The sequence below is a fragment of the Sphingobium sp. Z007 genome, from assembly GCF_900013425.1.
In the GTDB taxonomy this organism is placed as follows: Bacteria; Pseudomonadota; Alphaproteobacteria; order Sphingomonadales; family Sphingomonadaceae; genus Sphingobium.
Map to the genome: position 1 here is coordinate 1,087,145 of NZ_FBXK01000001.1, position 15,969 is coordinate 1,103,113.

At 63.5% G+C, this 15,969-nt stretch carries 11 protein-coding genes; 3 read left to right on the forward strand and 8 right to left on the reverse strand.

What is annotated here, in order from left to right:
- Window positions 1-118: 118 nt before the first annotated feature.
- Window positions 119-790: a DUF4197 domain-containing protein gene (locus tag CEQ44_RS04965; protein WP_088182466.1), complete on the forward strand. Its 672-nt coding sequence runs from the start codon at window positions 119-121 to the stop codon at window positions 788-790.
- A 50-nt stretch (window positions 791-840) separates the two neighbouring features.
- The gene (locus CEQ44_RS04970; protein ID WP_088182467.1) at window positions 841-1,104 is read left to right on the forward strand and encodes a hypothetical protein; all 264 of its coding nucleotides are present in this window, start codon (window positions 841-843) and stop codon (window positions 1,102-1,104) included.
- A 138-nt stretch (window positions 1,105-1,242) separates the two neighbouring features.
- On the opposite strand, the gene CEQ44_RS04975 is transcribed toward CEQ44_RS04970, so the two are convergent.
- From CEQ44_RS04975 to CEQ44_RS24880, 5 genes are all read right to left on the reverse strand, one after another.
- A complete protein-coding gene (locus tag CEQ44_RS04975; protein WP_088182468.1) occupies window positions 1,243-3,297 on the reverse strand; it encodes a glycoside hydrolase family 97 protein in 2,055 nt (684 codons plus the stop codon).
- 12 nt (window positions 3,298-3,309) lie between these two features.
- Window positions 3,310-4,917 (reverse strand): alpha-glucosidase family protein, encoded by a 1,608-nt coding sequence (locus CEQ44_RS04980; RefSeq protein ID WP_088182514.1) that lies wholly within the window; start codon window positions 4,915-4,917, stop codon window positions 3,310-3,312.
- Window positions 4,918-4,933: 16 nt separating this feature from the next.
- Window positions 4,934-6,721, reverse strand: a complete 1,788-nt coding sequence (locus CEQ44_RS04985; protein WP_088182469.1) for an alpha-amylase family glycosyl hydrolase — start codon at window positions 6,719-6,721, stop codon at window positions 4,934-4,936.
- Window positions 6,722-6,831: 110 nt separating this feature from the next.
- On the reverse strand, window positions 6,832-7,899 hold the full coding sequence (locus tag CEQ44_RS24875) for a TonB-dependent receptor domain-containing protein (protein ID WP_254913939.1): 1,068 nt from the start codon (window positions 7,897-7,899) through the stop codon (window positions 6,832-6,834).
- Window positions 7,875-9,551: a TonB-dependent receptor plug domain-containing protein gene (locus tag CEQ44_RS24880; RefSeq protein ID WP_254913938.1), complete on the reverse strand. Its 1,677-nt coding sequence runs from the start codon at window positions 9,549-9,551 to the stop codon at window positions 7,875-7,877. Before CEQ44_RS24880 ends, CEQ44_RS24875 begins: the two co-directional genes overlap by 25 nt.
- Before the next feature lie 279 nt (window positions 9,552-9,830).
- On the opposite strand from CEQ44_RS24880, the gene CEQ44_RS04995 reads away from it, so the two are divergent.
- Window positions 9,831-10,865 carry a LacI family DNA-binding transcriptional regulator gene (locus CEQ44_RS04995; RefSeq protein WP_088182470.1) on the forward strand — a complete coding sequence of 345 codons (1,035 nt, stop codon included), beginning with the start codon at window positions 9,831-9,833 and terminating at the stop codon, window positions 10,863-10,865.
- A gap of 7 nt (window positions 10,866-10,872) precedes the next feature.
- Here the strand turns inward: CEQ44_RS04995 and CEQ44_RS05000 are convergent, their stop codons facing one another.
- The 3 genes from CEQ44_RS05000 to CEQ44_RS05010 all read right to left on the reverse strand — a co-directional run bounded on the left by CEQ44_RS05000 (window position 10,873) and on the right by CEQ44_RS05010 (window position 15,934).
- Window positions 10,873-12,267: a uracil-xanthine permease family protein gene (locus tag CEQ44_RS05000; protein ID WP_088182471.1), complete on the reverse strand. Its 1,395-nt coding sequence runs from the start codon at window positions 12,265-12,267 to the stop codon at window positions 10,873-10,875.
- Window positions 12,264-13,361, reverse strand: coding sequence for a purine nucleoside permease (locus tag CEQ44_RS05005; RefSeq protein WP_088182472.1), 1,098 nt, complete (start codon window positions 13,359-13,361; stop codon window positions 12,264-12,266). The genes CEQ44_RS05000 and CEQ44_RS05005 overlap by 4 nt, the downstream gene beginning before the upstream one ends.
- Window positions 13,362-13,423: 62 nt before the next feature.
- On the reverse strand, window positions 13,424-15,934 hold the full coding sequence (locus CEQ44_RS05010) for a TonB-dependent siderophore receptor (protein ID WP_088182473.1): 2,511 nt from the start codon (window positions 15,932-15,934) through the stop codon (window positions 13,424-13,426).
- Window positions 15,935-15,969: the final 35 nt, after the last annotated feature.

Below are 15,969 nucleotides of genomic sequence, written 5' to 3' on the forward strand. Positions count from 1 at the left end.
GGCATCTAGCCGCTTCTCGACACGCTCGAAGCGAACGGAGATTATAACCTTTTCCACGTTCAGCGCCCGGCAAGCCTGACCACGCCATAGCGTCCACCACTAAAAAGGGAGATGCGTCATGGAGCAAAGATTCGGCCTTTCCGACAGGCGCAGCCTGATCGCGGCCCTGGCGCTATTGCCGCTGGCGGCCTGCGCCACTCCGATGGGGCGCTATACGGTCGAGGAAGCGGTGCGACGGCTGCTCCAATTGTCGAGCGAACGCGCCTTTGCCCGGCTGACCGAACCGGGCGGCTTTTATGACGACCAGTTGACCCGCATTACCCCGCCCGACCTTGGCGGTGGCAATGGCGGCGCGGTGCTGTCCGCCTTGCTGCGCACCAATGCAGTGCGCAATCAGGTAGCGCGGTCGCTTAACGATGTCGCGGTCGATCTGGCCGACAATGCCACGCCGATCGTGATGGATGCGGTGCAGCGTATGACGCTGGCCGACGCGGTGTCGGTGCTGCGCGGCGGACCGACGGCCGCGACCGACCTGCTGGCGCGCGAAGCGCGTGGATCGGTGGTCGAGGCGCTGCTGCCCGGCGCGTCGCGCGCGCTGCGGTCCGACATGTTCGAAATGCTGTCGGCTGCGCTCTCGGCCAGCGGGGGCCGGGACTATGCGGCGCTGGCCGATAATGTGTCCGGCCAGATCGGCGACGCCATCTTTCGCGCAATCGGGCGGGAAGAGGCGGAGATTCGCCGCGATCCGGGCGCGACGCGCGACCCGATCCTGATGGCGCTGCTGCGATAGGCTTCGATAGGTCTTGATTTCGACGCCGGGAAATGGTGTCGCTTCGTCCCATGGAACAGAAATATCCCGGCGTCGCCGCCATCCCCTGGGATCAGCCCGCGACCATGATCGACCTGGACGGCAAGCCGCCGCTGATCGGCACGATTCGCGACTGCGCCGTCCATTATGGCCTCTACAAGGACCATGCCAAGGCGCAGGCGCGCGTGCTGCTGACGCAGCCCGTCCATCGCGAAGGGCGCAAGACGCGCACCTGGCTGCTGGAGCCGGACGAGATCGCGGCGCTGGCCGAACGGCTGAAGCGCGAGACGAACTGAGATACCATGCCCGCTCGTGCCGAGTAGGGGCTACTCAGGACGAACGGAGGCGGTTGACGTCATCAGTCCAAAAAGCCCCCGGACCGGCGTGCAGTCCGATCCGGGGGCGGGGAAGGCCAGCCTCAAAGGCCGGATCGCTTATTGGCTGGGCACCAGCCGCATCGCCACGCCGCCGCCCGGCGCCAGCCACAGGTCGTAACGGTCGCCCTTGCGCACGGTTTGCGTTTCATAGGAGATCCTGTGCCGCGCGTCGGTCAGATAGGTCGCGCCTGCGCCATCCTTGTAGATGGTGGCAGTGTAGCTTTTGCCCGGCTCCAGATAATCGAAATTGAGCGAAACCGTCCGCGCGGTCGCGTCGTTGACGCCGCCGACATACCAATTTGCGCTGTTGCGATCCTTGCGCGCGAAAATCGCATAGTCGCCCACTTCACCTGCGATCAGGTGGCTTTCGCTCCAGTCGGCCGGCACCTTTGCAATGAAATCCAGTTCCTTGGGATATTTGGCCAGCGTCTCCACAAAGTCTGCTGCCATCTGGATCGGGGAATAGAGGGCGAGATAGAGGCCCAGTTGCTTCGCGAGCGTCGAGGCGAGCGGCGCGTGGTCCGCCCCTTCCAGGCTCAGTACGCCCGGCGTGAAGTCCATCGGGCCAGACAGCATCCTTGTATAGACCAGCGTGGGTTCATGGTCCGGGCCGTTGGCGAAGGCTCCCCAGGCATTATATTCCATGCCCCGCGCCCCTTCGCGCGCCACCCAATTGGGATAGGTGCGACGCAGGCCCGTATCCTTGACCGGCTCATGCGCATTGACCGCGACATGATATTTCGCCGCCGTCTCCACGACACGCAGATGATGCTGCACCTGCCGCTGGCCGTCATGATATTCCATGCGGGTGGTCCCCGGCGTATCGCCCGGCGCGATGATCCCGCCCGCGTCCGCGACATAGCCGGTCTTGACGACATCGACGCCCAGCCCCCCATAGAGCTTCATCGCGTCGTCCAGTTGCGCCTCATAATTGGCGATATTGCCGCCCGTCTCATGATGGCCGATCAGGTGGACGCCCTTCTTTTTTGCATAAGTGGCCAAGCCAGGCAGGTCGAAATCAGGGGTTGATTGGGTGAAGCTGAAATCGTCACCATGGCCGAACCAGTCGCCGTTCCAGCCCTTGTCCCATCCTTCGACCAGCACGCCACGAAAGCCATGCTTGGCCGCAAAGTCGATATATTGCTTCGCCCGCGCCGTGGTCGCGCCGTGCTTCGGCCCCTCCGCCCATGTCCAGTCGCCCCGGATCATGCCCCACCAGATGCCGATATATTTGGCGGGCTTGAACCAGCTGACGTCGCCCAGTTTATTGGGTTCGTTGAGGTTGAGTTCCAGGTCATTCTCAACCAGCCCCGCCGCGCCGTCGGCGATGCGGATGGTGCGCCAGGGCGTGTTGAACGGCAGGTCGCGGATCACGCGCGCGCCCTGCGACGAGGGCGACAAGATGGTACGGAAAGTCTGGCCGGACGCGCGCTTGAGCCAATAGGCCGCATAATCGACCAGCGCCGCTTCGTGGAAGGACAGATGCGTGCCGTCGTCCAGCTTCATGGTGATGGGCGTATGCGCGGTCGACACGGCGTCGATCGGCGTGTTCTGATAGACCTGCTCGTAGCGGTTCCATTCGCCGCCCGGTATCCACCAGGCCGTGCCCTTGGGCACGATATCGAACTCGGTCGTTTCGTCGGCGATCTTCATCCTTTTGAGGCCGGGTTGCTGCGGCAGCTCATAACGAAAGCCCACGCCATTATCGAACAGGCGGAAATGCACGTTCATCAGCCGCGCGCCCTGCACATCGGATTGGCGGAAACGGACCGTGACTTCATTATAACGGTCGGCCACGAAGCGCCGTTCGCCCCAAGGCTGTTCCCAGCGGTCATTGCCCTGACCCTTGTCGGACCCGGCGATCGCAAAGCCGCGCACCATGTTGAGGCCGTCGGTCAGGATAAAGCCCAGCTTGGACGGCGCGATCAACAGCTTGCCCTTGCGCGAGAGCGACCAGGTGGGGCGGCTGTCATTGTCGGTCGAGACGGTCAGTATGATCGACCCGTCGGGCGAGGCGGCGGTGACGGCAGGCCGCGCATCCTGCGCAAAAGCCGGTGTCATGAAGACGAACGGGAGGGTCAGCGCGCAGGCGCGCAGCGATAGGTTCGGCATGGATACTCTTCCTTATTCCTCGATCATCAGCGCGCCGAAGGGGGGCAGGGTGGCGGGGCTTGCCCCGTTGATGGCGGCGACCACCCGGTTCGTCGCAGGGATATCGTCGGGCCAGGGCGCGGCCTGCGCCGACAGGTTGAAGACACAGAGCAGCGACTGGTCGCCGCTGCGGCGGCGGAACACCAGGCGCGCTTCATCCGCCAGCAGTACGTTCAGGCTGCCGTGGCGCAGCGCCGGGTTCGCCTTGCGCAGCGCCAGCATTGCGCGGGTGTGGTTGAGCAAGGACGCGGGATCGGCCTCCTGCGCATCGACCGCGCGGGCCAGATTGTCGTCCCCCACCGGCAACCAGGGTTCGACGTCGGAAAAGCCCGCCTGTGCCGCGTCCGCCGACCAGGGCAGCGGCGTGCGCGCGCCATCGCGCGACAGGGTGAGCGGCCAGTTGGCGATCGCTTCGGGGTCTTGCAGCCTTTCGAAAGGGATATCGACCTGGGTGATGCCCAGTTCCTCACCCTGATAGAGGATGGCGTTGCCGCGCAGCGCCAGCAGCAGCGCCGCCTTCAAACGCCCGAACGCTGCGCGATCCTGCGGCGCGCACCAGCGCGACAGCGCACGCGGCGCATCATGGTTCTCGAAAGCCCAGCTTGGCCAGCCCATGCCCGGTTCGTCGGGCCAGCGATTGACCGTGTCGGCGACCAGCGCGGGCGTCAGCGCATCGGCATAGAGGAAGTTGAAGCCATAGGCGCTGTTGAGATGCGTCTCCCCCGCCGTATAGGCCTTCATCTCCGTCTCGGACAGGTCGCCGCCCACCTCCGCCACGGTGAAGATGGCGCCATATGCGTCGCAGAGGGTGCGGATGCGCGCAATGAAATCGACGACGCCTTCGTGCGACTGGCTGTATTTCTTGATCTGGAAATCGAAGGAACGGGTACGCGGCTTGCCATTATCGGGCGCCGGCGGATTGTCGCGCAGCAGCGGGTCGTGCATCGAATGGTTCAGAGCATCCAGGCGAAAACCGTCCACCCCCCGGTCCAGCCAGAAGCGCATCGCGTCCAGCAGCGCGTCCTGCACGGCGACATTATGGACGTTGAGCTGAGGCTGGCTGAACAGGAACTGGTGCATATAATATTGGCCGCGCCGCCCGTCCCAGGTCCAGGCGGGGCCGCCGAACACCGACTGCCAATTATTGGGGGGGGTGCCGTCCGCCTTCGGATCGGCCCAGACATACCAGTCGGCCTTGTCACTTGTTTGGCTGGCGCGGCTCTGCACGAACCAGTCATGCAAGTCGGACGTATGGGCATAGACCTGGTCGATCGTGACTTTGAGGCCGAGTTCGTGGGCGCGGGCGACCAGCGCATCGAAATCCGCCAGCGTGCCGAAAATCGGATCGACGTCGCAATAATCGGCGATGTCATATCCGAAATCGCGCATGGGGGAGGTGAAGAAAGGGGATATCCAGATCGCATCCGCGCCCAGCTTCGCAATATGCTCCAGCCGCGCGGTGATGCCGTTCAGATCGCCGACCCCGTCGCCATTGCTGTCCTGAAAACTGCGCGGATAGATCTGATAGATGACCGCGCCCTTCCACCAGGGCTGATCGGTCGATGTCGTCGCTAGCGTCATGAAGGAGCTTTCCGGTTCAGGGATGGGCGGCGCAGACGGCATAGCCGAACGCAGGGATGGAGAGCGAGAGGCTGCCCGGTGCGGCCGAGGTTGCGGGGCAGGCGCCGGCCAGCGTCGCGAAGCCGCCGCTCGCCGGATCGACCGCGACATTGGCCGATAGCGGCGCGGACGACGTGTTGAACGCGACCAGCACTTCCCGGCCAGTATCGGGGTCGACGCGCGACACGGCGAACAGGCCGGGTTTGTCCGAACTGGCGCGCAGCACAGTCGCGCCGCGCGACAAGGCGGGGATATCGCGGCGGATTTTCGCCAGCTTTGCTATCGCGCGATAGAGCGGGTGGTCGGTGCGGAAATTGTCGGTCGCGGTGGTCGCCTGCGTCCCGATCAGACTGTCCGCATTATATTCGGCGACCTTGGACGCGAACATGTCCTGCCGCGCCTGCTGGTCGTTACCGGTGCCGACAAAGCCCTGCTCGTCGCCATAATAGAGGGTCGGCACGCCGCGCAGCGTCAGCAGCATCGCATGGCCGAGCAGGGCGCGGGCCAGCAGCTCGTCGGGCGCGATGTCCGGCTTAGCCTGGCGCAGGAAATAACCAAAGCGCCCTGCATCATGATTGCCCAGGAAGGTTGGCAATTGCAGCGCTGCCGCCTTGCCGCCTTCATAGAGGGCATCGTCATCCCCCAGTCGCGCGAGCATATCGGTGCCGCTCTTGCCGCTGGCTGCATCCACCGCCGCGCGCATGAAGGCGAAGTCCAGCACGGCGGGGAAGGCGGCGTTGCGGGTCCAGCTTGCCAGCAGCGCGGGATCATAGGCGTCGGTGGCGACTTCGCCGAAGACATGGAAGTTGGGGATGCCCTTGGCTGCGGCATGGGCGCGGATGGCGGGAATGAAGGCGCGCCAGAACGCCGCATTCACATGGCGCGCGGTGTCGATGCGGTATCCGTCGATGCCGAAGCGATCGATCCAGCCTTTATATATGGCGATGAAGCCATCGACGACGCGCGGGTCTTCGGTGGCGAGGTCGTCCAGCCCGATGAAATCGCCATATTGCGCGCTTTCGCCCTTCCAGTCGGTGTCACCCCGATTGTGATAATAGAGGGGGTCGTTCAGCCAGGCGGGGATTTTGATACTTTCCTCGCCCTTCGGCACGACCGGGGTGTAGGCGAAGGCCGGATCGGTGAGCCGCGTCCAATTGGCGGCCGTGCCATCCTCGTCGCCGACGAACCCTACATTGATCGGATACCCCGCCACGCCGCCACGGCGCGACCAGGGATAGTCCCCTTTGCTGCGATAAGGCGCTACGCTCGTCGGACTTTCGCGATACTGGATCACATCGGCCGTATGGTTGGCGATGATGTCCATATAGACCTTCATGCCGCGCCCATGGGCGGCATCGACCAGCGCCTTGAAGTCGGCATCGGTGCCGAAATGCGGATCGACGGTGGTGAAGTCGGTCACCCAATAGCCATGATAGCCCGCGCTTTCCTGCCCCTTGGCGCCCTGCACCGGCTTGTTCTTGAATACTGGCGCCAGCCAGATCGCGGTCGCGCCCAACCCCTGGATATAGTCCAGCTTCGCCGCCAGCCCTTTGAGGTCACCGCCATGATAGAAGGCGCGCGAAGTAGGATCATAGCCGGTCTGGAGCGGCCCGCCCTGCAGGCCGCCCTTGTCATTCTTGGGGTCGCCATTGGCGAAGCGGTCGGGCAGGACGAAATAGACGATCTCCTGTTCCGGCGTGCGGGCGCGCAGGTCGCCCAACGTGTCGGCGATCGCAAGCGGCGCGCCGATAAGAGCCGCAGCCATCCCGGCGGCTGTCACGAACAATCTCGTGGCCGTTCGACCCATAAGGGGCACCCCTTTGCTTGAACCCGTCAAGGCCCGGCGACGACAAGGCCGCCGGACCACTCTACACATCAGAAGCGGTAGTTGAAGCCCGCCATGAAACGGCGGCCATAGCTTTGATAGTTGCGGACCTGGATCGACGCACCGGTATCGACCGATACGAACGGTTCGTCAGTCAGATTCTGACCCTGGACGAAGAGCGACAAGCCATCCAGTGCGCTGCCCTTCTGGAAATCATAGCCGACCTGCGCGTCAACGATGGTTTCGCTCAAGGCCCGGCGCAATTCGCGCTCGCCTCCAAAACCAACGAACTGGCCGACGAAGGACGACCGGTAACGCACCGACCCACGGGCGTTGAAGCCCCACTTCTCGAAGAATAGCGTGCCGTTGGCGACCCAGCGCGAATAGTCAGGAAGGTCTTCGGCCGCCGCGCCCACGCCCGGCTTGATGCTGGTCTTGGTATAGCCCACGCCGCCCGTCAGGCCAAAGCCCTCCAGCGCGGGCGTCACGATGTCGAACGGCACCGTACCGGCGACTTCGAACCCGTACAGCTTGCCGCCCTTGCCATTGACCGGCCGGGTGATTGTGCCTGCGGGATCGACCACGCCCGGCGGCAGCACCACCGGCAGGCCGCTATAATCGAACGCTTCGGTTTCGCGATAGACATAGCTTTGCAGCTTCTTGGCGAACAGTTGCAGGCTGACATAGCCCTTGGTCCCGAAATATTTCTCGAAATTCAGGTCCGCCGCCCAGGCGCGATAGGGGCGCAGCGTGGGATTGCCGCCGGTGCCGGTGATGACCCCGCTGGCGGTGTTATAGCCATAGTCCAGGCTGACCTTCATATCCTCGAACCGAGGGCGCTGGATTTCGCGCGCGGCTGCCAGGCGGATGACAAAATCGCTGGGGAAGCGCAGCGACAGGTTCATGCTGGGCAGCACGTCCCAATAGGTGTCGCCCCGCGTCGTCGGCACCAGATCGGCCGCCGCCAGATTGACGAAGCCGCGCGACTTCTGTTCGGTATTCTGCGCCAGTACGCCGATATTGCCGGTCAGTTCGGCCGCGCCGACGTCCGACTTGATATTGGCCATCAGATAGGCGGACATCACCCGTTCTGTCACCGAATAGGCCTTGGCCGGCACGTCCTGCTGGGGTTCAGTGTCCTGATATAGACGCCGTCAGCCAGCAGCTTGAACGGGTCGTAGGAAAGGATCGGGCCGATGCCGATGAAGTTCAGGTCGGTGGCCGCCAGGCGATATTGCTCCGGCAGCACCAGCGACGTCGCGCCATTGGCCAGGTTCAGCACATATTCTTCCGGCGTCTTCGCCTTGGTCCGGTCGACATAGCCCAGCCCCGCGGTGACCTTCGACAGGAAGCCGCCCTCTATCTCCTTGCCAAACTCCAACTGGTAGCTCTTGATTTCATCATCGATGATGCGGTTGTTATAATAGCCCTCCTGATGGCCCAGCGGCGCGCCGGCGCCCCAACCCAAGGGGTCGGTCAGCACCATCAGATTGGGATCGCTATAGTCGAGCAGGCTGGAGGTGAAGCGCGTGCCCTTGGCGCCGCTCACGAAATCCAGCGTGTCGGTGGCGCCATTGCCGGGACCATAGCCGGTGCCGGCATTGGATTCGAGCGACAATTCGCTGCGGTCGGTGCGCGAATAGCCGAAATCGAAACTGGCCGACCAGCCATCGTCGCCGGTATATTTGCCGTTGAAACCGCCGGAGAAGATCTTCGACTTGCGTTCATAGCCGTGGTTGTTGACCACCGCTTCGACGCCGGTGAAGGTGCCCTTGTTGATGAAATCGCCATCGGTGCTGATGCTGGCGGGCACCAGCGTCGCACCGCTCCAGTAGAGCGGAAATTCGACGCCCCGCTTGATCTGCTTTTCCTTGAAGTCGCCGTAGAAGCCATCGAAGGTCAGCAGCAGCGTGTCGGTGGCCTGCACCTGCACCGCGCCCTGGATGCCCAGGCGCTTCAACTGCGTGGACACGCCGAACGGCTTGATGCCGCCGATAACCTTGTCGCCATTCGGCCCGTCGGCATAGCCCCAGGCTTCGAACTCCTTGGATTGATAGGGTTCGTCATTATAGGCGGCGGACAGCGACACGCCGATGCGGTCGCCTGCGAACTGGCCGACATAGGTGCCGGTCAGGCGATAGCCCTTGTCCTTGCTGTCAGCATTGACCTTGCCAAGATCCGTATAGACGCCGCGGGCGCCGACCGAGTACAGTTCCTTGCCATAGTCGAGTGGACGGATGGTGCGGATGTCAACCGTCCCGGCCAGGCCCTGGTTGATGAGGTTGGCCTGGGGCGACTTGAACACATCGACGCGGCTGACGACTTCGGAGGGATATTGGTCGAACTCGACATTGCGCTGTTCGCCGGTCGATGTTTGGGGACGGCCATTGAGCGTGGTGGTGGACAGGTCGGCGCTGGCGCCGCGGATCGCGATCGAATTGGCGCGGCCGAACAGGCGCTGCGACGTCAGGCCCGGCAGGCGGGCGATGGATTCGCCGATCGATGCGTCGGGCAAGCGGCCGATATCCTCGGCTGACACCGATTCCACGATCTGCGCGGCGTTCTTCTTTACATTGACGGCGCTTTGGAGCGCGGCGCGGAAGCCCGTGACGATGATCGTGTCGGCGGTCGCATCCTGCGGCGCGGCGTCGGCTTGCGGCGCGGCGTCGGCTTGCGGCGCGTCCTGCGCAAAGGCAGAGCCGCCGGCCGTCGCCATGATGGCCAGAAGCGATGCGCCGAACAAACGGACGCGGTTATGATGATGAGCCACTTTTATCCTCTCCCCCGTGGACACCGGACAGACCCTGTTCGCCGGTGCTGGAAACCCTGGCCGCAGGCGTGGCTGTGCAGCGCCACTTTCCTGCGGATGAGGCCTCTTACGCCCCGCTCGCCTCGCCCCGCCAGCAGGCATACGTATGCGCATATTATGCATGGCCACGGCCTGTGGCTGATATGCAACGGGGGACGTGATCGCCCAGGACGCAATTGCCTTGTTTTGGGATGATCCCTAGCATGGCTGTGGCGCATCCAACGCGCCGGGAGGAGAGAGATGGGGCGCCAGCCCAGCAGCAAGCCGACGAGCTTCGACATCGCCTATCTGGCGGGCGTGTCGCAGCCAACTGTCAGCCGCGCGCTGCGCGGATCGCGATCGGTCAGCCTGGCCACGCGCCAGCGGATCGAGGCGATCGCGCGCGAACTCAACTATTCGGTCGATAAAAATGCATCCTCGCTCCGGTCGCAGCGGTCGAACACCATCGCCCTGCTGTTCTTCGAAGATCCCACCCCCGATGAATCCAACATCAATCCCTTCTTCCTGGCGATGCTGGGGTCGATCACACGGCAATGCGGCGCGCGGGGGCTGGACCTGCTCATCTCCTTCCAGAAGATGGAGGATGACTGGCACGTCCGTTACCAGGACAGCCATCGCGCCGACGGCCTCATCCTGCTGGGCTATGGCGACTATACGCTCTACCAGCGGCGGCTGACCGAACTGGTCGACCATGGCACGCATTTCGTGCGCTGGGGGTCGGTGGACGACGATACGATCGGCCCCACCGTGGGGTCGGACAATGTCGGGGCGGGGCAGCTGGCGGGCGATCATCTGCTAGGGATCGGACGACGGCGCATCGCCTTTCTGGGGCAGGCGGACGAACATTATCCCGAATTTGCCGATCGCTATCGCGGCCTGTGCCAGGCGATGGCAGCGGTCGGCATCGCCCCTGATCCAGCGTTGCAGGTCGATGCGCTGACGGCCGAGGATGCCGGCCATGCCGCCACGCAGACACTGATCGCGCGTGGCGTCCTGTTCGACGCCATCTTTGCCGCGAGCGACCTGATCGCTATCGGCGCAATGCGCGCGCTGGCGGAGGCGGGCCTGTCAGTGCCTGGCGATGTCGCCATTATCGGCTTTGACGATATCCCCGCCGCCAGCCTGACCACGCCGCCGCTGACCACGATCATGCAGGACATGAAGGGCGCCGGCCAATTGCTGGTCGATACCCTGGTCGCGCAGGTGGAGGATCGGCCGCTGCCGCCCTGCACGCTGGGCACCAGGCTGGTCGTGCGGCGAAGCACGGCCGGATAGGATAGGGTCAGTCCTGCGGCGGTGCGTCCGTTCGGCCCGGCACGATCAGGTTGAGCATCACCGCCACCACCGCTGCCGGCAGCACGCCGGATGCCAGGATGATGCGCGCGGACGCAGGCAGGTGGGAGAGCGCGTCCGGTTCGAGTTCCAGCCCGATGCCCAGCGACAAGGCGATGCCGAAAATCAGCATGTTGCGCTGCGTCCATGGGACCGCCGACAGCATCGACAGCGCGGCCGATGCGACCATGCCGAACATCAATATGACGCCGCCGCCCAGCACTTCGATGGGGATGGTGGTGATGGCCGCGCCGATCTTGGGCACCAATCCGCACAGGACCAGGCATAGCGCGCCGACCGTCACGACATGGCGGCTGACGATGCCGGTGATGGCGATCAACCCCACATTCTGGCTGAAGCTGGTGTTGGGCATGGCCCCGAACAGCGCCCCGATCGCCGTGCCTACGCCATCGGCGGCCGTTGCGCCGATCAGTTCGCTGTCGCGCGCCGGACGGCCAATATTGGCTTCGCAAATGGCGGACACGTCGGCGATCGATTCGATCGCGGAGATGAAGCCCATCAGGCAGAAGCCCATTATCGCGGAGGCCGACAGCGCAAAGCCGAAATGGAACGGATCGGGCAGCATGACGACAGGCGCTGAACCGATCGGGGCCAGCGACACGCGGCCCATTGCGGCGGCAAGCGCATAGCCCGCGAGCAGCCCCAGCAGGACAGATGCGGTGGACCACAGCCCCCGTCCGAAAAAGCTAAGCCCCAGCGTCGTGACGATGACCACGCCCGCCAGCAGCCATCCCGACCCTGCGCCGTAAGCCGGTGTGCCCTGCGCCATAACCCCGCCGGCGGCATATTGGATGCCGACCCGCATCAGCGACAGCGCGATCATCAGCACGACAAGGCCCGTAACCAGCGGCGGCAGGGCGAAGCGGATACGGCCGACGAACATGCTCAGCACCGCGTGGAACAGTCCGCCGCACAGCGCCGCGGCGGTGAGTTCCGCCATAGCCTCCACCCCGCGCCCGGCGCAGATCGGGATGATGACCGGCAGGAAGGCGAAGCTGGTGCCCTGCACCAGGGGCAGGTGCGCGCCGACTGGCCCGACGCCCACCGTCTGGAGCAGGGTGGCGAGGCCGGCAAACAACATGGCCATCTGGATCATGTAGATCAGCGCGCCGGGGTCCGCCGATCCATAGCCGAAGCCGGCGGCGCCCGCGATGATGATGGCGGGCGTGATGTTGCTGACGAACATGGCCAGAACATGCTGGATGCCCAGCGGGATGGCGATGGCGAGGCCGGGAAAATGATCAGGATCGCGCGCCTGCGCCGCCGTCATGCCCGTCGGCTGCTCAGGAGCAGCCTGCGGTATGGCGAGCGGCGCTACGGTCATTGCGGCGGCGCCTGCTCGTAGCGATCCCAATGATCCAGCAGTTCGTCCACGACCTTTGACCCGACCAGATACAGGCTTTCGAGCGATGCCCGCATCCCCGAATAGCCTTCATTTTCCCGCATCAGATTGTCGGCGGCGGCAACGCCTTCGGGCGGCATGGAGAAATTGCTGCCTGATCGCAGCACCATGACCCGGTCTTTGTCCACCCGCCCGGCGTGGCCCAGATAGGTTATGGCCTGCAACGTCCCCGTTTCCTCCATGGCGGAGGTCACGAACTCTCCCTTTCCGCTGGTGGAATAACGGGTGAAGTCATTCGCCCAGCGATTGAGCAGCTTGCCATGCCAGAAGGTCATGGCGGACAACTGATCGCCGATCAGGACGAAGGGCGGCTTTTGCGCATTGGGATAGCCCTTGTAGCGCGCCCGTTCCTGCTGGATGCCGGGATCGTCGGGAATGACCACGTCCTTGGTCAGGGCGAAAGCCCAGTCGACCAGCTTGGGGTTGAGCGCGAACACCCGGCCTTCGGTGATGGGCGGGCTCGTGTCGCCCGGTCCCTTCTTGTCGAGGGGGAAGAAGCCCGACGGCCAGTCCTTGGGAATCTCGCGCGCATCGATTTCATGGGCCAGGTCGCCATCGACGCTGTAGCGCGCCCAAGCGGCCGATCCGATGGAGGCATCCTGCGGGTCAATCCCAGCGATCCCGGCCACCAGCCAATAGGCTTTGGACAAGTCAAAACGCGGGTCGAGGCCCAGCGCCATGGTCGCGGTGGCGGACCGTGCGGTGCCGACCCCGGTCACCATCGCCAATATCTGACTGTCGGGATTGTAGAAAAGGTCGTGATAGCCCTGCGGAAAGGGGATGCGCGTATCAAGATGTCGCCTTTCCTTCCACAGCTGAAATTCGCCGGGCGCGTCGCCCTGGTCCGCGCCGATCTCGAACATGGTGACGATGACCATGCGCACCGGCAGCGTCGCGGTGCAGGCTTTGGTCGGCGTGCAAGCGAGGACGGCTTCGACCGGCGGTGTGGCGGCAGGCGCGACGCCCGCCCCTGCCAAGGCAGCAAGCGGGAGGACGCAGCGGAAAAGGGTGCGCATCGGAGTTCCTTGGCAATAGGGGGCAGGAGCGTCCCGGACAGGGGCGCTCCTGCGATAGTGCATCAGAACTTATAGACGGCGGACGCCTGGAAGCTGCGCGGCCGTTCCGGCAGGACGATGGTGCTGCCGAACAATTCGGTGAAGTTGGCGCGGAAATATTTCTCGTTGGTCGCGTTCTTGACCACCAGGCGCAACAGCATCGGTCCGGTTTCGAACGATACGCCCAGGTCCACCGTGGTATAGGCCGGCAGCTTTACGGCCTGACTTTGGCCCGAATAGACCGAATCGACATGCACCAGGCTGCCCGACAAAGCGAGGCCGAAGTCGAACGCATAGGTCGCGGTGGCCGAATACATGTTTTCAGGAATACCCGCGCGCTTGGAATCGTTCCGGCTGTTGATCGGCACCAGCCCGATCGGCTGGCCACCCAGATAAAGGGTCGGATCGGACACGTTCACCAGATCCTCGATGCCAAAGAAGCTGAACAGGCTGCCGTCCTGCAACGCGGTCAGATTATAGACATTGGTGTGGGTATAGGCGCCGGTAATGAGCAGGTGACGATCGACCGACCAGCGGAATTCCGCCTCCAGTCCCTTGGTCTCGACCGACTGGTTCACCGTGATCGACTGGATATTAAAGTCGGTGCGCTTCTGCTTATAGACCGACACGGCCGCATAGAGCTTGTTGTCGAGCCAACTGCCCTTGATCCCGCCTTCATAAAGTTTGGAGGCGGACAGGAAAGTGCCGCCGGCGACATCGGCCGGATAGATTTCCGCGCCCTGACCCGCAATCACCGTCGATTGCTTGGCGATGGTGCCATAGGGGATCAGGCCGAAGGGCAGCTTGTAGGATGCGCTGCCCGACCAGGACCAGGCGCCCTTGCTACCGCTGGCGTTATTCGCCGCCAGGCCGGCCGCGGGTGCTTCCATCTTGGACGTGATGTTCGTCGCCTTGACGTCCAGATGGTCGTAGCGCGCGCCCAGCGTTACATCCAGGCCAAAGGCAAAGTCCAAATCGACCAGCCCCGCCAGCGCCAGGTCGCTATAATGGCCGACGACATAATTGGTGTAGTCGCAGTCGCATTCGGTCGACAACAGTCGATCCGACAAGGCGTCATAGCCCACCGTCAAGTCGACGCGGTGGAAATATTCATAGTTGAAGTCGTCGCCATGCGCGAACTTAGTGTAGCGGACCGACGGCGACAGCTGGAACGAGAATTTGCCCGCGCTGCTCTCCAGCGTCTTGGATGCGACGATCTTGTCCTCGATCACCCAGCTGTCATGGAATTGCGAGAAGCCGTAGGCGTTCTCGTTCATATTTTCATAGCTGTCGTAGAACCACTGGTTCTTCAGCTCGAAACCGCTGTCGGCCGTGTAGATAGCATCGAAATAGAAGGTCGATCCCCGATTGACCAAACGATCGTCCTTGCCGGTCAGCACGTCGCGGCGGCTGAGCTTTGTCGTGCCGGTGTTGGTCAGCGCCAGACTGGGATAGGTCGAGGTGAAGCAGGCGTCGGTAAAGCCGCTGGCGAAGGGGCTGAAGGTACTGTTCGGGCAGGAGAAGTTGCCGAAAATCGAGAATCCGCCGGGCACCGAAGCCTTGATTTCCTGCTGCGAAATCTGCCCGTCGCCGCTGGTATCCAGCGGCTGCGCCTGGCCGGTGATATAGGTGCCGTCATCGACCAGCGCCTGAGTCAGGCGGTTCCAGCCGCCATTTTGCTGGCCCTTGTAATTTTGATACTGGCCGCCGAACTCAATGCGGACATGGTCCGACAGGTCGGTGTCGAAGGAACCTTGCAGGATGGTCTGCTTGGTCGACATGTTGCGATAATAGCTGCCGTCATCCTCATATTGGCCGAACAGGCTGTAGCCGAATTCCTGCTCGCCGATTTTGAGCGGGCCGGAGACATTGCCCTTGACGACGTTCATGTCCCAGCTACCGCGGGTGTAGCTGATTTCGCCCGTTGCCTTATCGCGCAACTTGCCGTCCGCAACGCGCGCCGATTTCGGCACGAAATTCATGTAGCCGCCGGTCTTGGAGGGACCGAAAATGGGCGACGCCGGGCCGCGGACGATGTCGATGCGGTCCGATGCGCCGATGGGCGTGGGATAGTTGCCCGGATTGTCCAGGCGACGCATGCCGCGGAAATAGACTTCGCCGGGCGTGCCGCGAATGTCGAGCGCCCCGCCGACGCCGAAGAAACTGTTAGTAAAGGTGCCAGGCGCCTGCGCGACCAGGTCATAAATGTCGGTGATCCCGAACCGCTCCATCTGCTCGCTGCTGATGGTGGAGGCGGAGCGCGGGGTTTCGAGGATCGTCTTGTCGAAGCCGAAAATCGATCCGACATTTTTGATTGGCAGCGCGTCGAGCGCGCCGGTGACGACGATTTCGGCGGTCGGTTCCGGTGCATCCTCCGGCGCGGGCGTTTGTGCCCAGGCGGTGGAACTCAGCCCAGGACTTAGGGCGGTGCAGGACAGCAACGCCAGCGTGGCGATGGCGGTCGATCCAGGTCGCGAACGATGTTGCCGCGTAGCATTATTATTAGAACGATGAAAAGGCAGATGATGCGCCATGTTGAGCCCCCTTAATGATGGCGGCGAAGCGTAAA